Annotated in this window: 16 protein-coding genes and 1 riboswitch; of the genes, 11 read left to right on the top strand and 5 right to left on the bottom strand. The window is 72.7% G+C overall.

The features are described from left to right. Window positions 1-37 precede the first annotated feature (37 nt). Window positions 38-1,531 (top strand): class I adenylate-forming enzyme family protein, encoded by a 1,494-nt coding sequence (locus tag ACZ6O5_RS29155; RefSeq protein WP_465981268.1) that lies wholly within the window; start codon window positions 38-40, stop codon window positions 1,529-1,531. A 147-nt stretch (window positions 1,532-1,678) separates the two neighbouring features. Here ACZ6O5_RS29155 and ACZ6O5_RS29160 read toward each other — a convergent pair whose 3' ends face one another. Further along, window positions 1,679-2,632 (bottom strand): ParB/RepB/Spo0J family partition protein, encoded by a 954-nt coding sequence (locus tag ACZ6O5_RS29160; RefSeq protein WP_465981270.1) that lies wholly within the window; start codon window positions 2,630-2,632, stop codon window positions 1,679-1,681. Between the two features lie 313 nt (window positions 2,633-2,945). Between ACZ6O5_RS29160 and ACZ6O5_RS29165 the strand changes: the two genes are divergently transcribed. Then, the gene (locus ACZ6O5_RS29165; RefSeq protein ID WP_465981272.1) at window positions 2,946-4,052 is read left to right on the top strand and encodes a UDP-galactopyranose/dTDP-fucopyranose mutase family protein; all 1,107 of its coding nucleotides are present in this window, start codon (window positions 2,946-2,948) and stop codon (window positions 4,050-4,052) included. Here the strand turns inward: ACZ6O5_RS29165 and ACZ6O5_RS29170 are convergent. Beyond that, window positions 4,012-5,898, bottom strand: coding sequence for a condensation domain-containing protein (locus ACZ6O5_RS29170; protein WP_465981274.1), 1,887 nt, complete (start codon window positions 5,896-5,898; stop codon window positions 4,012-4,014). The genes ACZ6O5_RS29165 and ACZ6O5_RS29170 overlap by 41 nt on opposite strands. 86 nt (window positions 5,899-5,984) lie before the next feature. After that, window positions 5,985-6,974, bottom strand: coding sequence for a GDP-mannose 4,6-dehydratase (locus ACZ6O5_RS29175; RefSeq protein WP_465981276.1), 990 nt, complete (start codon window positions 6,972-6,974; stop codon window positions 5,985-5,987). Between the two features lie 251 nt (window positions 6,975-7,225). Between ACZ6O5_RS29175 and ACZ6O5_RS29180 the strand changes: the two genes are divergently transcribed. Continuing rightward, window positions 7,226-9,700 carry a glycosyltransferase gene (locus ACZ6O5_RS29180; protein ID WP_465981278.1) on the top strand — a complete coding sequence of 825 codons (2,475 nt, stop codon included), beginning with the start codon at window positions 7,226-7,228 and terminating at the stop codon, window positions 9,698-9,700. Between the two features lie 15 nt (window positions 9,701-9,715). Here ACZ6O5_RS29180 and ACZ6O5_RS29185 read toward each other — a convergent pair whose 3' ends face one another. Then, a complete protein-coding gene (locus ACZ6O5_RS29185) occupies window positions 9,716-11,368 on the bottom strand; it encodes an AMP-binding protein (RefSeq protein ID WP_465981280.1) in 1,653 nt (550 codons plus the stop codon). Window positions 11,369-11,595: 227 nt separating this feature from the next. Here ACZ6O5_RS29185 and ACZ6O5_RS29190 point away from each other — a divergent pair, with 227 nt between their 5' ends. Continuing rightward, complete coding sequence (locus ACZ6O5_RS29190; protein ID WP_465981282.1) at window positions 11,596-11,898, top strand: acyl carrier protein; 303 nt, start codon at window positions 11,596-11,598, stop codon at window positions 11,896-11,898. Continuing rightward, a complete protein-coding gene (locus ACZ6O5_RS29195; protein WP_465981284.1) occupies window positions 11,811-13,184 on the top strand; it encodes a type III PLP-dependent enzyme domain-containing protein in 1,374 nt (457 codons plus the stop codon). Before ACZ6O5_RS29190 ends, ACZ6O5_RS29195 begins: the two co-directional genes overlap by 88 nt. A 36-nt stretch (window positions 13,185-13,220) precedes the next feature. Here the strand turns inward: ACZ6O5_RS29195 and ACZ6O5_RS29200 are convergent, their stop codons facing one another. Next, window positions 13,221-13,898 carry a SanA/YdcF family protein gene (locus ACZ6O5_RS29200; RefSeq protein ID WP_465981286.1) on the bottom strand — a complete coding sequence of 226 codons (678 nt, stop codon included), beginning with the start codon at window positions 13,896-13,898 and terminating at the stop codon, window positions 13,221-13,223. Between the two features lie 746 nt (window positions 13,899-14,644). After that, window positions 14,645-14,774: riboswitch (cobalamin riboswitch) on the top strand. Window positions 14,775-15,095: 321 nt separating this feature from the next. Between ACZ6O5_RS29200 and cobN the strand changes: the two genes are divergently transcribed. Genes cobN through cobM form a run of 6 tightly spaced genes read left to right on the top strand, consistent with a single transcriptional unit; the run spans window position 15,096 to window position 24,691 of the window. Next, a complete protein-coding gene (gene cobN, locus ACZ6O5_RS29205) occupies window positions 15,096-18,764 on the top strand; it encodes a cobaltochelatase subunit CobN (RefSeq protein ID WP_465981288.1) in 3,669 nt (1,222 codons plus the stop codon). Then, entirely contained in the window at window positions 18,761-21,040 is a 2,280-nt protein-coding gene (locus tag ACZ6O5_RS29210; protein ID WP_465981290.1) for a VWA domain-containing protein, read from the top strand. Before cobN ends, ACZ6O5_RS29210 begins: the two co-directional genes overlap by 4 nt. A gap of 60 nt (window positions 21,041-21,100) precedes the next feature. Continuing rightward, complete coding sequence (cobO, locus tag ACZ6O5_RS29215) at window positions 21,101-21,712, top strand: cob(I)yrinic acid a,c-diamide adenosyltransferase (RefSeq protein ID WP_465981292.1); 612 nt, start codon at window positions 21,101-21,103, stop codon at window positions 21,710-21,712. Then, on the top strand, window positions 21,709-23,070 hold the full coding sequence (locus tag ACZ6O5_RS29220; protein ID WP_465981294.1) for a cobyrinate a,c-diamide synthase: 1,362 nt from the start codon (window positions 21,709-21,711) through the stop codon (window positions 23,068-23,070). Before cobO ends, ACZ6O5_RS29220 begins: the two co-directional genes overlap by 4 nt. Then, window positions 23,067-23,855, top strand: a complete 789-nt coding sequence (cobI, locus tag ACZ6O5_RS29225; protein ID WP_465981296.1) for a precorrin-2 C(20)-methyltransferase — start codon at window positions 23,067-23,069, stop codon at window positions 23,853-23,855. Before ACZ6O5_RS29220 ends, cobI begins: the two co-directional genes overlap by 4 nt. Continuing rightward, window positions 23,852-24,691: a precorrin-4 C(11)-methyltransferase gene (gene cobM, locus ACZ6O5_RS29230; RefSeq protein ID WP_465981298.1), complete on the top strand. Its 840-nt coding sequence runs from the start codon at window positions 23,852-23,854 to the stop codon at window positions 24,689-24,691. The genes cobI and cobM overlap by 4 nt, the downstream gene beginning before the upstream one ends. Window positions 24,692-24,735 lie beyond the last annotated feature (44 nt).

A 24,735-nucleotide genomic window follows, 5' to 3' on the forward strand; every position in this document is an offset into this window, starting at 1 on the left:
CCGGCGGGGCACCTGGCCGACCGACGACGGCGGACTCGTGGCCGACCTGCTCGCCAGGCCCTGCCGGGACCGACCGGACGGAATGGCCGTGTCCGACGCGACAGGATGCGATACCTACGCTGAGCTGAGCGTCAAGAGTCGGGCGGCCGCCGAGTGGTTGTGGACACAGGGCGTACGCCGTGGCGACCGAGTGATGCTCCTGCTGCCGGGTGGCCGCGACTTCGCCGCCCTGCTGTACGGTTCGCTCTGCGGCGGTGCCATCGCCGTGCCGGTCAACCCCGGCACCGGGGATCTGCACCTGCGTTGGATGTTGCAGGACGCGGAGCCGGCACTGATCGTCGCCGACGTCGCCGGTTCCGCCCGCGTACGCGCGCTGGGTGACTTTCCGGTCCGGGAGACCCCCGATCTGCCGGCGGACGGCGGCAGCGACCGGCAGTCGTGGGTGGGCAGCACGCCTGAAACGGGCGACACGGCGCTGCTGATGTACACCTCCGGTAGCACCGCGATGCCTCGCGCGGTGCGCTGCCCCCACGACCGCGTCCGCTTCGCCGTGGCGGCCATCGCGCGTCGCCTGCGATATCGGGCCGACGACGTCGTTCTCTGCCAGCTGCCCATCTCGTTCGACTACGCGCTGTACCAGTTGTTCCTCGCGGCCGAGGCCGCAGCACACCTGGTGATCCGGCCGGAGCTTCCGCACCGCGCGATGCTGAGGATGCTGCGCGAAATGGGCACCACCATCTTCCCGGTGGTCCCCTCCCTCGCGGAAATCCTCGTGACACTCGCCCAACGCGAGCCCGGGCCGACCGCCCTACGCATGTTCACCAATACCGGCGCTGCCCTGACGGAGCTCCACATCGCCGGGCTGCGGGCGGCCTTTCCGCGCGCGGCGATCGTCTCCATGTACGGCATGACGGAGTGTAAGCGGATCACGATCTCGGACCCGGACGAGGATCTCGCCCATCCCGGCACGGTGGGCCGACCGCTGGACGGCACGACGGTGTCGATCACGAATGGTGACGGGGAGAGCCTGCCGCCGGGCGACATCGGGGAGATTTGGGTCCAAGGGCCGCATGTGATGGCCGGCTACTGGCACGACCCCGAACGGACCCGCGCCCGCTTCGACCGGCCGGACGAGCCGACGCGGGCCCTGCGGACCGGCGACTACGGCTTCCTGGACGCGGACGGCCGACTGTACTTCGTGGGACGGCGGGACGACATTTTCAAACGTCGGGAGATTCGGATGAGCACGGCCGAGGTGGAGGCGGCCGCCCTCGACGTGCCGGGTGTGGTCGCTGCGGCGTCCGTGGCGCCGGGCGCCGACGGTGAGCTGGTGCTCTGGGTGGTGGGGGAGGTCACCCCCACCCGAGTGCTCACCGACCTCGCCGGCCGGCTCGACCGCCGGCGAGTGCCCGACCGGTGCGTGGTGCTGGACGAACTGCCGCTGACCCGGAACGGCAAGGTCGACAAGATCGCTCTTCGCCGTGCCGTCGATGCCGATCGGCCGGTCACGCCGCGAGCGCGTACGGGCTGACCGCCAGCCTGGTCGCGATCCTCGGGCGACCGCTGCTGGACCCCGAACAGGTAATCCAGGCGCGGCAACTCCAGTTGACGACCGCCCCGGCCGTGCCGACGGGTGCAGACCCGGGCCACGAACCACCGTGACCGGCGTCCGAGCGGCTCAGGCGGAGGACCGTAGCCGGTGCCGGAGGTGGTCGGCCACCGCCAGCCAGGCCCGGGCGCAGTCCCGAGCCAGCGCCTCGACGACGTAGGCGGTGTGGGGCGGGATGGCATCGACGATCTTCTCCCACCCGACCGGGCCTCTCGCATGTGTGAACAACCATTGCAGCAGGCCCCGCCCGGAGTCGGTGAACCGCAGCGCCGGGTCCCGGCTCAGATTGCGGAGTACGGATTGCGGATCGGTGGCACCGGACTCGGCCGGGGCCGCGCTTCGTACCGGCGAGGTGACGGCCGCCGACGGCTTCGTGCCGCGGAGTCGCTCAGGCAGCGGATCTTCGCCCCGTCGAACTCGCTCCCGGACGTCCCGTGCGGTGCCGAGAGACACACCGGCGAGGCGGGCCACCTCCCGCAAGGACGACTGTGGCCGCCGGGCGATCACCTCGACGGCGACCCGCCGGCCGACAGTGCTGTCGAGCGGTCGCAGGCGACCGTCCCGGCCCAGTCGCACTCCATCGCTCGACTCGTCGTCTGCCAGTTGGCGGCGGATCTGGGCGACCGTCCGGGCGGACAACCCGGCTATCCGGGCCAACGCCCGGTCCGAGCGGTGAGGCTGACGGCGGATCAGTCGCTCCACGGCCGCCCTGCGGTCGGCAAGGGTCAGCGGCAGACCGTGCTCGCAGTTCGCCTGCACGGCGACGACCAAGACGTCGTCCGCGCTGCCGTCGTAGAACCGGATGTCGACCGTCTCTTGGCCCCTGAGTCGCGCGGCGCGCAGCCGGTGCATGCCGTCAATGACGCGCATCGTGGCGCGCTCCACCAGCAGGGGCGGAAACGGCAGGTCAGATGCGGCCAGTAGCCGGATGTGCCGCGCGTCCTCGCCGTACAGGCGAACAGCCTCGCCAGGAGCCAGCGCCGATATCGGCACCCGGCGGACCTCATCAGCGTTCGTGACCACAGCGCACCCCCGTGCTGAGGGCTGACCGGCCGTCGTTGACTCGGCGGCCCAGGCCCTCTTGAATCAAGATTCGCGATCGGCGCCGCGTACCGCATGTCCCGGACTTTCGGTACAACCCGTATCGGTCATCCGGCGGGCAGCGCCCGCCACGCCATGTTCAACTGCGGAACCCCGCACTTGAACACGTGAGTGACCGGCGGCCGGTCCGGGCCTTCGCCGACCGGCCGGAGACCCACCGGTCCGCAGGCGCGCGGCGGGGCGACCGGGGGCGCGGCGGTCCCGGGCCATTGCCAGCAGGAGGAACGGAGAGTGGATGCCTCCCTATGACCTTGTCGTCGTGGGCGCCGGCCCCACCGGCGCGACGGTGGCGGAGACCGCGGCACGGACCCGGGGGTGGCGGGTCCTGGTGGTCGAGCGGCGCTCACACGTGGCGGGGAACTGCTACGACGCCACCTATCCCGGCACGGAACTGCTCTGGCACTGCTACGGACCGCACTACCTGCGGTTTACCAGACCGGAGACCATGGCCTACGTCGGCATGTTCACCGAGTGGTTGCCGGGCAACTACGTGGTGCGCGCGGAGGTGGATGGCGTCCTCGTACCCATGCCCATCAACCTGGAGACGATCGAGCTCCTCTACGGCCGGGCCCCTTTGGACGAGACGAGCGCCCGCGAGCTGATCGCACAGGACATCGTCGCGACACCCGAGCCGACCGACTCGGAGCAGTTCATCCTCAGCCGGGCGGGGCGCCGCCTCTACGAGAAGCTCTACGCCAACTACACCCGCAAGCAGTGGGGGCGGTCCGCGGCAGAACTGGACCCGTCGGTGTGTGGTCGCATCCCGATCAGGTTCGACCGCAACCCCTACTACGTCGACTCCCAATACCAGGTTATGCCCCGTGACGGATACACGGCCCTCTTCGACCGCATGCTCCGGTCGTCGCCGAACATCGAGACGGTCACCGACGTCGACTGGACCGCCGACCGGATCCACGGACGGGCGGCGACCGTCTTCTGCGGTCCGCTGGACGAGTACTTCGGCTACCCGCTGGGGCCGCTGCCCTGGCGTTCGCTCCGCTTCGAGACGGAGGTGGTGGACCAGCCGTGGTACCAGCCCTGCGTCCAGGTCAACTATCCGGGCGTCGAGCCGTACACCCGGAAGGTCGAGGTGAAGCACGTGACCCGGCAGGTGAGCGGGCGGACCGTGGTGGTGACCGAGTACCCGTCGGACGTCGGTGATCCCTACTATCCAGTGCCGATGAAGGAGAGCCGGGCGCGGTACGAGCGTTACCGGAAACTGACGGTTCGCGAACGCGAGTCGCGGCAGGTCTTCTTCGCCGGCCGGCTCGGCACCTACCGCTACATCAACACGGACGAAGCTATCGAGCGAGCGCGGGCCCTGGCCGATCGGCTGGCCTGACCGTACGTGACGGATCGCCGTCGTGTCCCTCGCCGATGCCGCACAGCCGCGAGGCCAACTCGGACAACGGGGCGAAACTCATCAAGTGGGTGGCATCCAGCCCGCCGTAACCGGCGTTCTGGAGGCGCCGGAAGATCTCCGCGACCCGGTCGACCCGGCCGCCGAGCATGATGTAGGCGTCGTCGCGGAGCACCAGTCCGGGCTGCGCCCCCCGGATGGCGTCGGCCAGGACCTGCGCCGTGGGCGGGATGGTCCCGCCCTCCGGACCGTCGGGCCAATCGTCGGCGACTGCGCCCGCCGGCGCGGAGCGTCCGTCACCGGGCACGACGCGGAACTCCTGCGGCACGATCACGTCGGGGCGGGATGCAAGGTGATCGAGGCAGAACAGCCGCAGCCACCGCGTCGACAACGCCTCCGACCGAGCGTCGTCGTGTGGCGTCACCTCGCACACCAGCCGGTGGTCCTGAACCGTTACGGCGGCGGAGCGCACCAGCGGATGGGACGACACGAGCTCCTCCACTCGGTCCAGGTCGACGTAGGAGCCGCCGACGCGCTCCCAACGCCCGTCGCGGACCACCGGCGTCAGGCCGGCCACGTCGAGCAGTCGTTCGATCGGCACGGCCTGACCGAGACCCGCCGCCGTGATGAGTGCCTCCATGCCGCGGAGCAGTCCTTCGACCGCCTCCTCGGTCAGTACGCCTGCCTCGACGTCCAACGTCAACATCAGGTGTTCCTTCGCCTGCGCCCGGAAGGCCAGCTCAAGATCCTTACCCCGCTCCTCCTGGTGAACTGCGACCGCACCGGCGGCGCTCGCGCGCACCTTCTCCCGCAGGGCGCGGTCGTCGGCGTCGACGCGGGAGGTCGAGCCGACGTTGTTGAAGGTGACCCAGCGCGAGTGGACCAGTTCGCCCCGCTGCGCCGTGGCGCGGAGAAATTCGGCGTACTGACGGTCGTAGTCGTATCGGCCGAGGCGCTGCGACGTTAGGTGCTCGGCGCTCACCGCGCGAATGAACGAGTCCAGGTCCGGGTGGCCCGCCAGGTCGAGCACGGCCGGCACGGTCTGGTAGACGCAGCCGACCAGATAGCGGTTCTGCGGATAGGAACGGTTCGAACAGAAGCAGGCGATCGTCCCGTGGGTGTGCCCGGAATGCGCGAGCAGCACGGCACCGAACACCGCGAGCAGTATTCCGGTCTCTGTGACGTTGAGCCGTCGAGAGGCGAGTGTCACCGCCGGTGCGAGCCGGGGCCCGCTCAGAGTGGCGACCACCCGGCCGGGGCGGCGCCTCCCGGCCGGGTAGAACGAGTTCGGCATGGCGGTGAGGGCACGGTTCCACTGCTCTCCGGCGAATCTGTCGGCGCGTGCACCGGCGGTACTGCGCTCCCAGTTCGAGCGGGCCGTCTGACCGGTGGCGGGTGGGAGGTCCCGCCCGGCCAGGAGCTGGCGCAGTTCCCAGTTGATGAGTTGGAGGCCCTGCGCGTCGCTGAGGATGTGGTGCATGACCAGGACGACATGGCACGGCTCGCCGTCGACGTGGGCCACGCCGGCCCGCAGCACCTCCCGGCCGATGTCGAAGTCGGTGGTGATGAGCCTCTCCGCAGCCACCAGCAGCTCCGGATCCCGGCTGTCCCTGGTCGGCACCGCCATGGACCGGCAGTCGACCCTCGGATCGGCCTCGATCACCTGCACCGGCTCGCCCTGAGGATTCAGGACGAATCGCAGGCGGAGACTCTCGTGTCGAGTCAGCAGCTGCCGCAAGCATTCGTGGACCCGTTCCTGGGTCAGCCCGGACGGCACCGGCACCACCGTGAAGATGTTGAGCGTGTACCGGGGCACCGTCGGCGCCATGTGGTAGACGAGCCAGTGGAGGCGCTGTGACCAGTTCAGTGCTGCACCAGGCATGGAACCCTCTGTTGTGGTGGTCATTGGTCGGGTCACCGACCGGGCTGGGTGGAGCCGACGGCGGCCCGCGGGACCTGACGGACCCAGCCGATCAGATCGCTCAGTCCGTCGGACAGCGAGACGGTGGGCCGCCAGCCCAACTCGGTGCGGGCGCGCGCAGGATCGAGGATGATCCGGTGTACCTCGCCTGGTCGCGCGGGCGCGAACGAGGGCGGACCGGTGACGCCCACGCGCTGTGCCAGCAGTTGGTAGGCGTCGAGGACGGAGGTGCCGACCCCCGTTCCGATGTTGATCGTGCCTCCGCCACGCCCGATCGCCCGGACGAACGCCTCGACGACGTCGCGTACGTGGACGTAGTCGCGGACGGCTGAGCCGTCGCCGGTGACATGGCAGGGTCGCCGGGCCACCAGGCGGCGCGCGAACACGCCGAGCACACCCCCCTCGCCGTGCAGTGGCTGGCGTGGCCCGTAGACGTTTCCCAGGGCGAGCGACACGTACCGCAGACCGAAGTGGTCGTGATAGAGGCGGGCGTAGTCGTCGGCGACCGCCTTCGACAGACCGTAGAACGACAGCGGCCGTCGACGGCCGGCCTCGGTGGTGGGCCCGTGCGGTCGACTCGCCGCCCCGTAGACGGTGCCGCCGCTCGAAGCGAGCACGATCCTCGTCACGCCGGTGACGCGGGCCGCGTCGAGGAGCGCGACGGAACCCAGAACGTTGCTCCGGAGGTCGTGCAGCGGGTCGCGCATCGAGACCGCCACCCGGCTCTGGGCAGCCAGATGCAGGATCACCGCCGGGCTGACCCGAGCCAACACCCGGACCAGTTCGGCGTGCTGGATGTCGCACCGGAAGACCAGGGCGGGATCCAGGCCGGCCCGCCAGGCGCCCTCCAGATTTTGCATCGTGCCGGTCGAGAAGTCATCCACCACCGCCACCCGGTAGCCGTCGGCCACCAGACGTTCGGTCAGGTGGGAACCGATGAAGCCGGCTCCACCTGTGACCAGGACCGTTTGTCGCCCGTCCATTGGTCGTCCGCACCTCCGTTCCCGCCCTGGGGCCGCGGTGGTCGTCACCGCTCGGAGCCCGGACGGGGCGCCGGCCGGGCGGTCGACCTACAGCAGTAACACCGCCCCATCGGGCCGACAAGCATTGAGGCCGGGCGGGATCGGCCGCTGTGACAGGTTTTCGTGACGTGAGCGGACGGTGAGGGTATGGCCGAATGGCGGAGGCAAGGGCCACACCTCCCGGCCCGAGCCAAGCCATCGAGGAGCCCTTGGTGAGCCCGAATTCCCGTCCGCCCGGTGGCCCGCACCACCGGGAACCCCTGTCCGAGGTGCGGGCTCTTGTCGCGTCGGTGCCGGCAGGGGCCACGCTGGAGGGTGTCGTGGCCGAAGCCGTGATCCAGCGCGCGCAGGGCGAGGGATCCCGGCTCCGAAGTGTCGTGTACGCCATGCTGCGCAACCCGGACACCGCGGTGGCGGGCAGCCTGGGCGCCGCGTTGCTGGCTGAGCGTAAGGGCCTGCTCGATCTGGCGATGAAGCGCTTCGCGGACGTACCGCCGGGCGTCCGGCACCGGTACGCGCCGGAGGAGTACCTGCGGACCGCGTTCGGCGTCCACCCGACCACGGGGATCGGGGCGGTCGAGGAACTCATGACGGACCGGGAAGCCGACCTCCCGGCTCGAACGCTCGTGCGGGCGGCACGACTGTGCCTCGCCGCCGGACATCCCCACGTCGCCCGCGAGGCGCTCGTACGGAGTGGGTCCGCCCGGTGCGATGCCGGGGACGCGGTGGCCGTGGCCGCCGAACGGGCCTGGTTGTGGCGGTGGGTGGACCCCCTGGTGGCATCGGTGACCCCGCTCCGGACGGTCACCGGGGTCTCGTTCGGCCTGCTCGACTCCGACTCACCGGACGGCCCGGCACCCGTGCCCGACCTGCCCAACGACGTGCAGAGCCTGGCCGTACTGGCGCACCTGGCACGGCATCGGGGGGTCCATTTCCGCGGGCCCGCCGTGATGACGGATCTGGCCGGGGTCCTCGGGAAGCGGCTCAGCGCCCCGCACGTCCATCGCTCCACCGGCCTGGTCACGCTGACCACCGTCAGCCGAGAGGCATCCATCCACGAGAACCTGCCCGCGGACACCTGGCTGATCGCACACGGGTCCTTCGGGCACCCTGACGGGATCGGGGCGCCGCTGCCGTTCCATCCCCACGTGCGGCCGCTGTTCGTGTCGTTCAGCATGGACCGCCGGTTGCTCTCGCCGACCGTCCGCGCGTACCTGAGACGCTACGGCCCCATCGGCTGTCGGGACTGGACCACGGTGGACCTGCTCCGGTCGGCCGGGATACCGGCGTTCTTCACCGGCTGCCTGGCCGCGGGGATCTCGTTCATCCTCCCGGACCCGACCGAAGCGGGCGGCCCCGGGCGTGAATCGGCCCACGAGCCCGGCACCAGGGCGACCCGCGAGATCCACGGCGGCTCGGCAGCGAGCCTCGCTGCCACGTTGGGCTGGATCGACGCCTGTCGCCGGGACGGCTCCGGTGTGGCCACCACCGACCCGCAGGTCTGGCTCGCCGTCCGGGCCATGCACCTGCCGGCCGACCTTCGGCCCGCTCATCCTGCCGATCCCCGCCTCAACGGGCTGCGCCAGCTCGACGCCGCAGGGGTTTCGCGGATGGCGGCTGCTCAATGTGACCTGCTGGAGGCCCCGCTCGCCGCCCTGCTGGCGGGACGACCGGTGGCCGAGGTCTACGCGACCTGGCGCAGCGCGTGCGCGCCGATGGTCGCGGCGGCGCGACGCCGGCACCTGGCACTCCCGCCCATGCCGGCCGTCACCTTCGACGTCGTCGCGCGCTGCCGGGAGATCCGGCGAGGCGGGGTGCACGTCCCGGCCACCGCACCGCGTACCGCCGGGACGCCGGTCCAGGTGGCCCTGACCTTCGACGCGAATCTGGCGTACCAGGCACGGGTGGTCGTGGCGGCGATCCTCGCCAACACGCGGGCTCCCGTACACCTGTGGTTGGTGACCCGACAGCAAGGCAGGAGAGCGTCGGCACAGCTGTCCCGGCTGTTCCCGGAGGCCACGTTCACCTGGCTCATGGCCGACGACATCGACTACGGTCCGATGCCGAGCATGTTGAAACACCTCACCACGTCATCGCTGGACCGCCTGCTCCTGCCCGAGCTTCTGCCCGACGTGCCCCGGTTGGTCTACCAGGACATCGACGCCCTCGCCGTCGGTGACGTCGCTGAGCTGGCGGCCTGGGACGTGGGCGGGGCGCCGCTGGCGGCCTGCGACGCGACCGCGACGAGGAGCGGATTCGTCAACGTCTATCACGCTGCCGACGCGCTCGCAGACCGGCCCGAGGTGGCCTACGAGCTGATCCAGCGGGTCCATGCCCGACATGCCTACGACTTCACCGGGTTCAACTCCGGAGTCATGGTCCTCGACCTGGACCGGATGCGCCGGGATCGCTTCTGTGGGGAGTTTCTCCCGTACGTCCAGCGGTACCGGATGATGGACCAGCAGGTGCTCAACTGCTACACCGGCCCTAACCGCGCCGTGCTGCCCGGGTGCTGGAACGTCCGCCCCACCCGGGAGATCGTGGACTCACCCCGGATCATCCACTGGGTCGGCACCCACAAGCCCTGGCACCAGGAGTACGTGCCATTCCAGGAGATCTGGCGGAAGTACGAAGGGTGGCTGGCGCGGCGGACTGCCGCACTCGCCCCTGATCGCGTCGGGGGTTGACGCGTTCCCGTCCGGTCAGGGAGTGAGCGTCCCGGCGGCCACGTCCGAGTCCCACCGTGTCGTGCCGTGAAGCCTGCCCTCGGCCAGGCGTTGCCACATCACTCGGCGTCGCGGCTTACCACTCGTCGTCCGCTCGATCTGTCCGGAGACCACCGAGAGAACGAGCACGCGGAGGCCGGCCGCATGGCGCGCGACGGCGCGACCGACGTCTCCCGCCGTCCGGTCGAGCAGTCCCTCCACCAGGACGACGACGGTGTTCCGCCCCTCCCACGTGCCGATGAGCGCGACGGTCTGCTGAGGCCGCGGGGAATGGCTCCTGGCGATCTGCTCGGCCTCCTCGGCGAAGTACCAGCGTCCGAACTGCTTCACGGCATCACCGATCCGACCGACCACGAACAGCTGGCCGTCGCGGAGAAAGCCCGCGTCGCCGGTGCGTAGGTGGGATCCCATCCGCTGTTCCCCGTCCGTTGCGGACAGCACACCCGCCGCGAGCGACGTGCCGCGCACCTCGATCTCGCCCAGAGTGTTCTCGTCGACCGGATCGCCGTTCTCGTCGACGATGCGGACATCGACGCCGGCGACGGGTGTGCCGCATCCGACCAGCGCGGTTCCCGGCCCGCCGTCTGCCGGCGCGAGCACGGGCTGCCCCGGCACCAGCGACTCAGCGTCGACCGTGATGGTCGATGGCGCGACTCCGCATGGCGCCATGGTCACCGCCAGGGTCGACTCGGCTAGGCCGTAGGCGGGGATGACAGCTTCCGGACGCATCCCGAAGGGCGCCAGGAGTTCGAGGAACCGTTCAACTGTCGTGGCGTCCACGCGTTCGGCGCCGGTGACGATGCCGCGCAGGCCGCTCAGGTCCAGCGTCCGGAGCTGCTCCGCCGAGCGCAGGCGTCGGAGGACCTGGGCGAGGCCGAAGGTCGGTGTCCCGGTCACGGTGGCACCATTGGCGCCGAAGAGACGCAGCCACCGCAGCGGAGACCGGACAAAGTCCTCAGGTCGCATCCACCACAGATCGAGCTGGCAGGAGACGGGCAGCAGCAGCATCCCGACCAGACCCATGTCGTGGTAGGGCGGAAGCCAACTCGCCACCACATCGCGCTCGGTCAGGTCGAGCCGGTGCCTGATCGCGACCATGTTCGACTCCAGCGCGTGGAGCGGGATCCGCACGCCGCGGGGCGGGCCGGTCGATCCCGAACTGAACTGGAGCACGGCTGTCGCCGGCACGGTCGACGGGCCGGCGAGCGATGCGGTACCGGGCGGCTCGTGCGCGGTCACCCGGCTGCCGGTGCCGGCGACGGCCGCCGCCACCGCCGCCTCCGCCTCCGCCCTCGTGGTCACGATGGGCGCACGGGCCAGCCGGACCGCGCCGGCCAGGTGCTCCGCGTACCGGGCCTGGTTCTGGAAGGCCGACGGCGGCGCGACCGGAGCGGGCGTCGCACCGGCGAGGAGCGCCCCGAAGAAGTCTGAGACGAAGTCGGCGGACGCCGACCGGACAATGACGACGGTGTCGCCGGGAGCGATGCCGGCGCTACGCAACCGGCCTGCGGCCCGGCGGGCCTCTTCGGCCAGGTCCGCGTAGGACGAGAACTGCCAGGACCCGTCGCTCTGCGCGATGCGGACCCCGCGGTCCGGGGAGGGCCGATCAAGCCACCCGAGCAGTGACACATCAACTCCTCGTCGCCTTGCACCAGTGCAACCCCGTCCGCTAAAGCTGTATCAGCGGTACCGAGATCCGTCAATGCGCATGCGTATCGGAAAGGCCAACCCTTGCCGTTCCTTTCCGGGTGACGTACGTTTCGGCGATGCCCTTGGCGACTCTGCTCAGGAGCCGAGGTTCGTGGCGGCGACGAAAAGAGGATGCAGTGGCTGAATCGCGTGACCCGGGGTCCCGCGTGGATCTGGCCGAAGTGGAGCCCATGGTGCTGCGGATGGTCACCCTGTTCGCGCCCGAGCCGGCGCCCGCCGTGCGACGCGCACACAGGTTGATTGATGATCTCGGCTTCAACTCCCTGCGGCTGATGGAGTTGGCGTTCGCGCTCGAGGAACTGTTCCGGATGGACCTGGAGTCCTCCGGATTCGTGCCGGCCGCGGACACGGTCGGCGAGCTGTGCGATTTCATCTCCGCGCGGGCTGCTGCGGGGGAAGCGGCGATACCCGAGCCCGAGGCGATGGATGCGGTGGTCGCCGAACTGTGACTGCGAAACCGGCGTTCCCGCCCGACGTGCTGCCGGTCGGGCTCACGGCCGATCTCCTTCGGGAATACGGCAGCCCGCTGTACGTGTACCGACTCGACAAGGTCCGGAGCGCGGTCGGATCGTTGCGGGCTGAACTGCCCGACGCGCTGCACGTCTATTATTCGCTCAAGGCCAATCCGCATCCGTCTCTGGTCGCCGCCGCGGTGGCGGACGGTTTCGGAGCCGAGGTCAGCTCGGTCGGCGAGATGGCGGCGGTCGCCGCGGCCGGTGCCGCCCCGCAGCGGTGCCTCTACACCGGACCGGCCAAGACGACGACGGAGATGACGGCCGCGCTTGAGGCGGGAGTCCGGACGTTCTCGGTGGAGTCCCAGCACGACCTGGACCGACTCCGGACCGCATGCGACCGGGTGGCGGCGACCGCGGCCTACCTGGTCCGACTCAACGCGGCCACGGCCAGCGCTCGCGCCGGTCTGCGGATGACCGGGAGACCGTCCCAGTTCGGCGTCCCGATGGCCGAACTGAGCCGGGGGAGTGAGCTGCTGCGCGCGACGGGCGGGACCAGGCCGGTCGGCTTCCACGTCTTCTCGGCGACCAATCTGCCCGACCCGGGGGATTTGCTGACGGAGTTGGCCGAGAACGTCGCCACCGTCGCCGCTGCGGCGGAACTCACCGGATTCGTGCCCGACGTCGTCGACATCGGCGGTGGGTTCGGCGCCCCCTTCGCCAAACCGGACGTCCGACCGTCCTACTCCGGCCTGGGCTCCGCGTTGGCCGAGGTCCTGGACGAGCGGCTGCCCGGGTGGCGGTCGGGGCGGCCGAGGGTGGCCGTCGAGACGGGCCGGTATCTGGTCGCGGAAGCGGGAACGCTGCTGACGACCGTCATGGACGTCAAGGAATCCGGCGGACGCGCCTACATCATCTGTGACGCGGGTGTGAACGCGTTGGGCGGCATGTCTGGCATCGGCCGACTGCTGCCGCCCTCCGCCCAGCCGGACGGGGTGGACGCGGCGGCTTCCTCGGCCGCTCTCGTCGGCCCGTTGTGCACCCCGTTGGATGTGTTGAGCCGCGCGGCGCGCGTCGGTGACGCCCGCGTCGGCGACGTGCTGGCGATCCCCAATGTGGGGGCGTACGGCCTCAGCGCCAGCCTGGTTGCCTTTCTGGGGCGGCCACTGCCGGCCGAGGTGGTCGTCGACGGCACCGACGTTGTCGCCGTACGCCGGCTCGGCCTCGCCGATACTGGGTCGGCTTCAGAGGCAGCCAAGCTTCCCGGAGCGCTCAACGGGTGATCCCCGGTGCCGGCATCTCGCCCGGTCGGCTACGGCTCACGCCCCGGTCGCCTGACCGGTGGTGCGGCGGCTGAGGTCGGCGGGATCGCGGGCGGCCAGGACGTCGAGCGCTGCCTTGACGCAGGCGCCGTACTCCCGAACGGAACTCCACCACCAGGTGTCGCCGTACTTCCTGGCTGTCTCGTCGCCGACGCCATTGGCCTTGATGCCGAGACTCCGGCACAGGGTCACGGCGCGCGGCAGATGAAAGGACTGGGTCACCACGATGGCCTCGTCCACCCCGAATAGACGCTTGGCCCGCGCGCACGAGTCGTACGTGTCCAAGCCGGCATGATCCAACAAGATCCGCTTGGCTGGCACACGTCGGTCGAGCAGCCATCGTTGCATCGCGCCGGGTTCGTTGTAGTTTGGGCTCGCGTGGTCGCCGGAAACGAGGATTGTCCCTACCTTGCCGGCGGTGAACAGCCGATAGGCGATCTCCAGGCGCGCCGCAAGGAATAGTGACGGTGTGTGGTCCGGCTCCACCCTGGTGCCCAGCACCAAGGCGATCGGCGATGCGGGAACGTCTCTCGCGGTGAATATGTGCCCGTCTGCGCCTTCGCGGGTCCAGAACACGCTGGCGGTGACACAGTTCACCAGGAGAAAGACGACCGCGATTGGCGCCGCAAGGGCGTGGCGGTGCCGGGGCGAGGCAATGCTTCTCGTCAAGGTCATAGGTGGACCGAAAGGAGCGGTGATCGGGTCATGTCGATGAGCATTGCAACAGGAAAATTATTGGGCAACCGCTCTCGATGATGTTTCCCGGATGGTTGCACGCCGGTGCAGGCAGGTGTTCGGAAACGTGCGGCGTTCCGATCAGGAATGGGCGACGCATGCGCGATGCGCACCAATCGCTCGGCGATGCTTCCTCGGGGTGGCCCGCTGGGCTAGTGTCGGTGCACGGCGCGGCCACCCGCAGAACCGGCTACGGGCCGAGGCCGTGACCGACCGGCAGGCTCCCGATCGACGTAGACGGCTTTCGGGGCGGGGCCGAGGGGCGGTTGCTCGCCATTCCGACCGGCATCCGACCCCGTCGCCTGGCTCTGCCATCGGGCCCGTCACCCACCTCGAAGCGGTGCCCGATCTCGAACGACACGGCTGGCGCCACCGCCGCCCCCTGCCCGCGGCGATCCACCACGACCGCTGGAACCCCGTGTCCGCCACGGCGTGAATGGCAGGAGCGGTGCCGGATCGCCCCTACTCGCGCTACCTGATCGCTCTCGGTCGGCGGCCTGTTCGGGGCTGTGCGATCGAGGCGGCCCGGGCACCGGCGGAGCGCCGGCCCGGAGGGTCGTGACCCCGGCGGGGCGGCTAAGGGACTGATCGGCCTGTCTCGATGGTCCGGGCACCGGTTGCCCGTGGTGGAGTGGCGTTGACCGCAGGTCGTGAGGTGTGGCAGCATTCGCGGCCTGACGGCAGTGAAGGAAGCCGGTGCGATTCCGGCGCGGTCCCGCCACTGTCACCGGGGAGTGATCCCCCCTCGCGAGTCACGGCCGTGTGCGTGCGGCTGGAAGACCGGGGGTGAGCGTCGATCCGGAAGCCAGGATACTTCGGCCGTCGGACGTACCCCAGGGCGTGGACACCCGAGGAGGACCCGATGACGCTCGGCGTCTCATTGATCGACGAACATCGTCATGACCCGCACGGCGGACGCTCCGCCGCACCCGTCGCCTGCCATGCCGGCGGCCGTGTCGGCGCACCCGGGACGGTTCGCGCTCCCGGCTGGGCCGCATACCCCCGGCATTGACCGCTCACCGACCCGCGCCCCGGTGAGCCGCGCCGCGGGTCGCCGCACCCGCTGACGTCGCTCCCCATCCCGCTTCGCCCCGGTCGCCTCAGTGCGACCTCGGGCGTCACTCTCCGGAGCCCCTCGTGCGCATCCTGTTGCTGTCCACCGCCGACACCGACCTGCTGGCCGCCCGCGCCAGCGACGCCGACTACCGGCTCGCCAACCCCGCGCGGGTCGACGCCGACGCGGTGCCCGCGCTCGTCGACGGCGTCGACCTCGCCGTCGTACGCCTGCTCGGCGGCCGGCAGACGTGGCCGGACGGGCTGGCCGCCGTGCTGGCCAGCGGCGTCCCCACGGTGGTGCTCGGCGGTGAGGCGCTGCCCGACGCGGAGCTGATGGCGGTCTCCACCGTGCCGTCCGGTGTGGTCACCCAGGCGCTCGCGTACCTGGTCGAGGGCGGTCCGGCGAACCTGGGTCGGCTGGCCCGGTTCCTGTCCGACCGGGTGCTGCTCACCGGCGAGGGCTTCGCCCCGCCCGCGCCCACCCCGGCCTACGGCGTGCACGGCGATCCGGAGATCCTCCCCGGTCGGCCCACCGTGGGGATCGTCTTCTACCGGGCGCACGCGCTGGCCGGCAACACCGGCTTCGTCGACGTGCTCGCCGCTGCGGTACGGGCCGCCGGCGGGAACCCGCTGCCGATCTTCTGCGGCTCGCTGCGGGGGTTGACCGCCGGCGCCGGTCCGCTCGGCCTCTTCGGCCGGTGCGACGCGCTGCTGGTCACCGTGCTCGCCGCCGGCGGAGCGGTGGCCGCGGACGCCTCCGGCGGCGGCGACGAGGACGCCTGGGACGTCGGCGCCCTCGCGGCGCTGGACGTGCCGGTGATCCAGGCCCTCTGCCTCACCAGCACCCGTGAGCAGTGGGCGGGCAGCGACGCCGGACTGTCCCCGCTGGACGCCGCCATGCAGGTGGCCATCCCCGAGTTCGACGGCCGGATCATCACCGTGCCGTTCTCGTTCAAGCGGATCGACGCCGACGGGCTCTCGGTCTATGCCGCCGACCCCGACCGGGCCGCCCGGGTGGCCGGCATCGCGGTCCGCCACGCCCGGCTGCGGCACGTGCCCGCCGCCGACAAGCGCGTCGCGGTGGTGCTCAGCTCGTACCCGACCAAGCATTCCCGGGTCGGCAACGCGGTCGGTCTGGACACCCCGGCCTCCGCCGTCCGGCTGTTCGCGGCGATGGTCGACGCCGGCTACCACCTGGGTGACGCCCCGCCACCCGACGACGGCGACGCCCTGATCCACGCGTTGATCGCCGCGGGCGGCCACGACGTGGAGTGGCTCACCCCGGAGCAGCAGCGCGCCGCCGAGGCCCGGATACCGGGGCGCACGTACCGGCGGTGGTTCGACGAGCTGCCCGCCGCGCTGCGCGAGCGGATGCGGGAGCACTGGGGTGAGCCGCCCGGCGAGCTGTACACCGAGGGCGGGGACATCGTCCTGGCCGGCCTGCGCTTCGGCAACGTGGTGCTGCTGATCCAGCCGCCGCGCGGCTTCGGGGAGAACCCGATCGCCATCTACCACGACCCGGACCTGCCGCCGAGCCACCACTACCTGGCCGCGTACCGCTGGCTCGCCGCGCCGGTCGCCGACGGTGGGTTCGGCGCGGACGCCGTGGTGCACCTGGGCAAGCACGGCACCCTGGAGTGGCTGCCCGGCAAGGGCCTCGGCCTGGCGGCCGACTGCGCCCCCGACGCGGTGCTGGGCGACCTGCCGTTGGTCTATCCGTTCATCGTCAACGATCCCGGTGAGGGCACCCAGGCCAAACGGCGTGCCCACGCCGTCGTGGTCGACCACCTGGTGCCGCCGATGGCCCGCGCCGAGACCTACGGGGACCTGGCCAGACTGGAGCAACTGCTCGACGAGTACGCCACCGTGCAGGCCCTCGACCCGGCCAAGGCGCCGACCGTGCGGGCGCAGATCTGGGACCTGGTCTGCGCCGCCGAACTGCACCACGACCTGCACGCCGAGGCGATGCCCGACGCCGACGACTTCGACGACTTCGTGCTGCACCTCGACGGCTACCTCTGTGAGGTCAAGGACGTGCAGATCCGCGACGGGCTGCACGTCCTCGCCGCCGCCCCCACCGGCGAACCGCGGGTCAACCTGGTCCTCGCGGTGCTACGCGCCCCGCAGGTCTGGGGCGGCGCCCGTGCCCTGCCCGGCCTGCGGCAGGCCCTCGCCGGCGCGTACGGTCTCGACGAGCAGGCGCTGCTCGCGTCGCCGGGGCGGCGGGTGGCCCTGCCGGCCGCGCTGACCGAGGTCGTGGACGGGCCGTCGGTCACCGCCGCCGACGCCGTCGACCTGATCGAGGCGCTGGCGCGCCGGCTGGTGGTCGGCATGGAGACCCTCGGCTGGGACGCCGACGCGGTCGAGGCGGTGGTCGCGGAGGTGACCGGCCGGGCGGTCCCGGACGCTGCCGCGGTGCTCCGCTTCGCCGCCACCGAGGTGGTGCCCCGCCTGGCGCGGACCACCGACGAGCTGACCAACACCCTCGGCGCCCTGGACGGCCGGTTCGTGCCGCCCGGCCCGTCCGGCTCGCCCACCCGGGGGCTGGTCAACGTGCTGCCCACCGGGCGCAACTTCTACTCCGTCGATCCCAAGGCCATTCCCAGCCGCAACGCCTGGGACATCGGCACGGCGCTGGCCGACTCGCTGCTCGCCCGGCACCTCGCCGACACCGGCGCGTACCCCCGGTCGGTCGGGTTGTCCGTCTGGGGCACCAGCGCCATGCGGACCCAGGGCGACGACATCGCCGAGGTGCTGGCCCTGCTCGGCTGCCGACCCGTGTGGGACGACCGGTCGCGGCGGGTCACCGGTGTCGAGGTGGTGCCGACCGCGGAACTGGGCCGGCCCCGCGTCGACGTCACGGTCCGCATCTCCGGGTTCTTCCGCGACGCGTTCCCGCACGTGGTGGCGCTGCTCGACGACGCCGTCCGGCGGGTGGCCGCGCTGGACGAGCCGGACGCGGAGAACTTCGTCCGCGCGCACGTCGCCGCCGACCTCGCCGAGCACGGCGACGAGCGGCGGGCCACCGCCCGGATCTTCGGCTCCAAACCGGGCGCGTACGGCGCGGGACTGCTGCCGCTGATCGACGCCCGAACCTGGCGCAGTGACGCCGACCTCGCCGAGGTGTACGCGGTCTGGGGTGGCTACGCCTACGGCCGCGGTCTCGACGGGCGGGAGGCGCGCGCCGACATGGAACGCTCGTTCGCCCGGATCGCGGTGGCCGTGAAGAACCAGGACACCCGCGAGCACGACATCGTCGACTCCGACGACTACTTCCAGTACCACGGCGGGATGGTGGCGATGGTCCGCCACCTGACCGGCGCGTCGCCGGAGGCGTACGTGGGTGACTCGGCGATGCCGCACGACGTGCGCACCCGGACGCTGGGCGAGGAGACCCGGCGGGTGTTCCGGGCCCGGGTGGTCAACCCGAAGTGGATCGCCGCGATGCGCCGGCACGGCTACAAGGGCGCGTTCGAGCTGGCCGCCACCGTGGACTACCTGTTCGGCTACGACGCCACCGCCGGGGTGGTCGACGACTGGATGTACGAGCACCTGGCCGCCGCCTACGTCTTCGACGACACCACCCGTGACTTCCTGGAGCGGTCCAATCCGTGGGCGTTGCGCGGCATCACCGAGCGGCTGCTGGAGGCCGCCGACCGGGGACTGTGGGCCGAACCGGAGCCGGCCACCCTGGACCGGCTCCGCGACACGTACCTCGCCAGCGAGGGTGACCTGGAGGAACGCGCATGAGCACCTTCCCGTTCAGCGCTGTGCTCGGCATGGCCGACATGCGGCTGGCGCTGCTGCTCAACGCCGTCTCCCCGGCGATCGGCGGGGTGCTGGTGCGGGGCGAGAAGGGCACCGCCAAGTCCACCGCCGTACGGGCCCTCGCCGCGCTGCTGCCGCCGGTGCGGCGGCTGGCGGGCTGCCGGTTCGGGTGCGACCCGGCCGCGCCCGACCCGGCCTGCCCGGACGGTCCGCACCCCGCCGGCGCCGCCGCCGAGACCGCGCCGGCCCGGCTGGTCGAGCTGCCGGTCGGCGCCGCCGAGGACCGGGTGGTCGGCTCGCTGGACCTGGAGCGGGCCCTCGGCGAGGGGGTACGCGCCTTCGAACCGGGCCTGCTGGCCGCCGCGCACCGCGGCGTGCTCTACGTCGACGAGGTGAACCTGCTGCACGACCACCTGGTCGACCTGCTGCTCGACGCCGCCGCGATGGGTCGCAACCACGTCGAGCGGGAGGGCGTCTCGGTCAGCCACGCCGCCCGGTTCCTGCTGGTCGGCACGATGAACCCGGAGGAGGGTGAGCTGCGCCCGCAGCTCCTCGACCGGTTCGGGCTCACCGTCGAGGTGGGCGCCAGCCGGGACCCGGCGGTCCGCGTCGAGGTGGTCCGTCGCCGGCTGGCCGCCGACGCCGACCCGGCCGGCTTCGCCGCCCGCTGGGCCGAGGCCGATGCGCGGACCGCCCGACAGGTGGCCGCCGCCCGGCAGCGGCTCGCCCGGGTCCGACTGCCGGACTCCTCGCTGCGCCAGATCGCCGAGGTCTGCGCCGCGTTCGACGTGGACGGGATGCGCGCCGACATCGTCACCGCCCGTACCGCGATGGCGCACGCCGCCTGGCACGGGCGGGACCGGGTGACCGTCGACGACGTCCGGGTGGCCGCCCGGCTGGCCCTGCCGCACCGGCGTCGCCGCGACCCGTTCGACACTCCCGGCCTGGACGACAAGCGCCTCGACGAGGCGTTGCAGCGCGCCCAGGACGAGCACCCCGACGACCCGGACGACGGCGGCCCCGACGGCGACGGCCCGCGGGGCGGCGGTCCCGGCGGTCCGGGCGGTTCCGGCGGTCCGGGCGGTTCCGGCGGTCCGGGCGGTCCCGGTGGGGCGGCGGGGGACGGTCCCGGCTTCGGCGGGGGCGGCCCGGACGGGCGCGGCGGAGACCCGGCGGCCGGGGACGGTCGTGGTCCCGACGGGGCCGGCCCGGGGCGGCACGGTTCCGGCGGGCGCGACACCGTCGACGCCGAGCGTCGTGGACCCGACGCCGACCGAGGCGGACCCGACGGAGAGCCGTTCGCCGGGGACAGGTCGCACGGTCCCGCCGGACGCCCGCCGGACGGCCGGCCCGGGTGGGCCGACGGCGGCGGGCCCGGCGACGGCGACGGCGACGGCCAGCGTCGTGGTTGGCCGCGTCCGGGCGCCGCCGCCGCCGGTCAGTCGGTGGCCGTACCCCGGGGTGGGCTGACGGCGCGGCTGCTCACCGCGCCCGGGGTGGGGGACGGGGTGCCCGGTCGGCGGTCCCGCGCCCGCACCGGGCGGGGCCGCACCACGGGCGCCCGGGTGCCGGCCGGTCGGGTGGCCGCGCTGCACCTGCCGGCCACGGTCCGCGCGGGCGCGCCGTACCAGGCGGCCCGGGGTCGGCTCACCGGCCCACTGCGGCTGCGCCCGGACGACGTGCGCGAGGCGGTCCGCGAGGGACGCGAGGGCAACCTGGTGCTGTTCGTGGTGGACGCCAGCGGGTCGATGGGCGCCCGGGAGCGGATGACGGCGGTCAAGGACGCCGTGCTCGCCCTGCTCACCGACGCGTACCAGCGGCGGGACAAGGTGGCGGTGATCGCCTTCCGGGGCGACCGGGCACGCACCCTGCTGCCGGCCACCTCGTCGGTGCTGACCGCCTCGATCCGGCTGGCCGAGATGTCCACCGGTGGGCGTACCCCGCTGGCGGAGGGCCTGCTCGCGGCGGCCGACCTGCTGCGCCGGGAACGGCTGCGCGACCCGAAGCGCCGCCCGCTGGTGCTGGTCGTCACCGACGGTCGGGCCACCGCGGGCCGGCGCCCGCTGGAGCGGGCGGCCACGGCGGCGACGGTGCTCGCCGCCACCGGCGCCCCCTGCGTGGTCGTCGACTGCGAGTCGGGTCCGGTCCGCCTGCGCCTGGCCCACCGCCTGGCCACCCAGCTCGACGCCCCCCGCCACCCGTTGCACGCGGTCACCCGGCCGTCCGCCCGCGGTTCCGCACGTGCCGCCCCGGCGTAGCGGACGACGCGAGCCCATGACCGACCGTCCGACCGCAGTGCCGACGAGGAGAGATCGCTGATGCCACAGGGGAAGCCGAGCACGGTGCCCGACGACGGCCTGACGACCCGGCAGCGGCGGCACCGGCCACTGCTGCTCGTCCACACCGGACAGATGAAGGGGAAGTCGACCGCCGCGTTCGGGTTGGCGCTGCGGGCCTGGACCGCCGGCCTGCCGATCGGGGTGTTCCAGTTCGTCAAGAGCGCCAAGTGGCGGGTGGGGGAGGAGAACGCCTTCCGGGCGCTCGGTGAGGTGCACGAGCGCACCGGTCAGGGCGCCTCCGTGGCCTGGCACAAGATGGGCGAGGGCTGGTCCTGGATCCAGCGCGGCGGTGCGGCCGACCACGCCGCCGACGCGCTGGAGGGCTGGCGGCAGATCCAGCGCGACCTGGCCGCCCAGCGGTACGGGCTGTACGTGCTGGACGAGTTCACCTACCCGATGAAGTGGGGCTGGGTGGACGTCGACGAGGTGGTCGCCACCCTCGCCGACCGGCCCGGCTTCCAGCACGTGGTGATCACCGGACGGGACGCCGACCCACGGCTGGTGGAGGCGGCCGACCTGGTCGCCGAACTGACGAAGGTCAAGCACCCGATGGACGCCGGTCAGAAGGGCCAGAAGGGAATCGAGTGGTGACCGGCCCGACGACGCCCTGGGCGCTGCCCCGGCTGGTGGTGGCCGCGTCGGCAAGCGGGCACGGCAAGACCACGGTGGCCACCGGGCTGCTCGCCGCGCTGCGCCGCCGTGGCCTGACGGTCAGCCCGCACAAGGTCGGTCCGGACTACATCGACCCCGGCTACCACGCGCTCGCCGCCGGCCGGGCCGGCCGCAACCTCGACCCCTTCCTGGTCGGCGCGGACCGGATCGCCCCGCTGCTGCGGCACGGCGCGAGCGTCCCCACGCCCGCCGACATCGCCGTGGTCGAGGGCGTGATGGGCCTGCACGACGGCGCCGTGGGCCGGGGCGACTTCGCCTCCACCGCGCACGTCGCCCGGCTGATCGACGCGCCGGTGCTGCTGGTGCTCGACACCACCGCGCAGGGTCGATCGGCCGCCGCGCTCACCCTCGGCATGGCCGCCTTCGACCCGACGGTGCGCATCGGCGGAGTGATCCTCAACCGGGTCGGTTCGCCCCGGCACGAGACGCTGCTGCGCGACGCGCTCGCCGAAGTGGGCGTGCCGGTGCTCGGGGCGGTCACCCGGGCCGTCGAGGTGGCCGCTCCGGCCCGGCACCTGGGGCTCGTTCCGGTCACCGAGCGGGCGCCCGAGTCGCTCGCGATCGTCGCGGCCCTCGCCGACCTGGTCGAGTCCACGGTGGACCTGGACGCCGTGCTCGATCTGGCCCGCACCGCCGCGCCGCTGCGGGTGCCCGCCTGGGATCCGGTCGCCGCCGTCGGCGGCCCGGCCGGCGGGGACCGTCCGCTGGTCGCCGTCGCCGGTGGTCCGGCCTTCACCTTCTCGTACGCGGAGACCACCGAACTGCTCACCGCGGCCGGCGCCGACGTGGTCACCGTCGACCCGTTGCGCGACCCGGCGCTGCCCGCCGGCACCCGCGCGGTGATCGTCGGGGGCGGTTTCCCCGAGGCGTACGCGGAGGCGCTGGCCGGCAACGCCACCCTTCGTGCCGAGGTGGCCGCCTTCGACGGCCCGATCGTCGCCGAGTGCGCGGGGCTGCTCTATCTCGGCCGGTCCCTGGACGGCGCGCCGATGTGCGGCCGGCTCGACCTGACCGCCCGGATGACCGGTCGGCTGACCCTCGGCTACCGGGAGGCGGTCGCCGCCGCGGACTCCCCGGTGGCCCGGGCCGGCGACGCGGTACGCGGCCACGAGTTCCACCGCACCACCACCGACCCCGGCCACGGCGAGCAGCCGGCGTGGCGCTGGGACGGCGCGGCCCACGGCTTCGTGGCCGGCCGGGTGCACGCCTCCTATCTGCACACCCACTGGGCGGGCGCCCCGGCCGCCGCCCGGCGGCTGGTCGAGGCGTGTCGATGACCGCCGGCAGCCGAGCCGCCGCACCTGTCGACGCGGTGCTGACCGGGGTCGGCGTCGGCCCCGGCGACCCGGAACTGCTCACCCTCAAGGCGGTACGGGTGCTGCGCGCGGCCGACCTGGTCTTCGTACCCGTGATGGCGGACCGGCCCGCGGACGGCGCGGACCAGGGCGGGGCCGCCGGGCGGGCCGAGCGGACCGTGCTGGCGCATGTCGGGGCGGACCGGCTGCGCCGGCTGCCGTTCGCCCTGGACGACCGGGGCGGGGTGAGCCCGCGCCGGGCGGCGGCCTGGGACGCCGCCGCCCGCGTGGTGGCCGAGGCGGTCGACGCCGGGGCGCGGGCGCTCGCCTTCGCCACCATCGGCGACCCCAACGTCTACTCCACCTTCGGCTACCTGGCGCAGAGCGTCCGCGCGCTGCGCCCGGCGGTGCGGGTCGCCACCGTGCCCGGCATCACCGCCATGCAGGAGTTGGCCGCGCGCAGCGGCACCCCGCTCTGCGAGGGACGCGAGCCGCTGACCCTGCTACCGGCGACCGCCGGGCTGGCGCTCTTCGCCGACGCGCTGGCCGGCCCGGGCACCGTGGTCGCCTACAAGGGCTGGCGGCGGCACCCGGAGCTGGTCGGGGAGCTGCGCCGGCAGGGCCGCCTCGGCGACGCCGTGCTCGGGTGCGGCCTCGGGCTGCCCGACGAGCGGATCGGCGCGGTGGACGACGCCGCGCACGACCTGCCGTACCTGTCGACGCTGCTGGTTCCCGCCCGCCGGGACCGCCGAGGAGGAAAACTGTGACCAGCTCCGGCAAGGTGTGGTTCGTCGGGGCCGGCCCCGGCGCGGCGGACCTGTTGACCCTGCGGGCGGCCCGGGTGATCGCCGACGCCGACCTGGTGATCTGGGCGGCCAGCCTGGTGCACGCCGACGTGCTCGGCCACGCCCGGGCCGACGCGGAGATCGTGGACTCGTCGCAACTGCCCGTCGAGGGAGTGCTGCCGCTGTACGAGCGGGCCGCGCGGCGAGGGCTGACGGTGGCCCGGATCCACTCCGGCGACCCGGGGCTCTGGGGTGCGGTGCAGGAGCAACTGGACCTGTGCCGGGCGCTCGGCCTGGCCGTCGAGATCGTTCCCGGGGTCTCGTCGTTCACCGCCGTCGCCGCGATCGTCGGGCGCGAGCTGACCGTCCCCGAGGTCGCCCAGTCGGTGATTCTCACCCGCCTCGAAGGCGGCAAGACCCCGATGCCGCCCGGCGAACGGGTCCGCGACTTCGCCCGGCACGGCACCACGATGGCGCTGTTCCTCTCCGCCGCACGGTCCGGGCAGGTGCAGACCGAGCTGCTGGCCGGGGGCTACCCGGCGGACACCCCGGCGGTGGTCGCGTACCAGGCGACCTGGCCGGACGAGCTGGTGGTGCGCTGCACGGTGGGCACCCTGGCGGCGACGGTCAAGGAGCACCGGCTCTGGAAGCACACGCTCTTCCTGGTCGGGCCGGCGCTGGCCGCCGCCGGGACGCGTTCCCACCTCTACCACCCCGGGCACTTCCACACCTACCGGCGGGCGGAGCCGGCCGCCCGGGCCGAACTGCGCCGCCGCGCCGTGGCCCGTCCCACCGATCCGTCGGACGGTTCCCGGTGACGTACCCGGAACCGCCGCTGCGGGAGCCGGACCTGCCGCGTACC

It is taken from the genome of Micromonospora sp. NPDC049201 (genome assembly GCF_055586805.1).

Coding starts and splice junctions, on each gene's coding strand:
- ACZ6O5_RS29170 (WP_465981274.1), bottom strand. CDS start 5,898: ATGGCGCCGACGGTGCCCCGGTACACGCTCAACATCTTCACGGTGGTG.
- ACZ6O5_RS29210 (WP_465981290.1), top strand. CDS start 18,761: ATGAGCACCTTCCCGTTCAGCGCTGTGCTCGGCATGGCCGACATGCGG.
- ACZ6O5_RS29165 (WP_465981272.1), top strand. CDS start 2,946: ATGCCTCCCTATGACCTTGTCGTCGTGGGCGCCGGCCCCACCGGCGCG.
- ACZ6O5_RS29175 (WP_465981276.1), bottom strand. CDS start 6,974: ATGGACGGGCGACAAACGGTCCTGGTCACAGGTGGAGCCGGCTTCATC.
- ACZ6O5_RS29200 (WP_465981286.1), bottom strand. CDS start 13,898: ATGACCTTGACGAGAAGCATTGCCTCGCCCCGGCACCGCCACGCCCTT.
- cobI (WP_465981296.1), top strand. CDS start 23,067: ATGACCGCCGGCAGCCGAGCCGCCGCACCTGTCGACGCGGTGCTGACC.
- cobO (WP_465981292.1), top strand. CDS start 21,101: ATGCCACAGGGGAAGCCGAGCACGGTGCCCGACGACGGCCTGACGACC.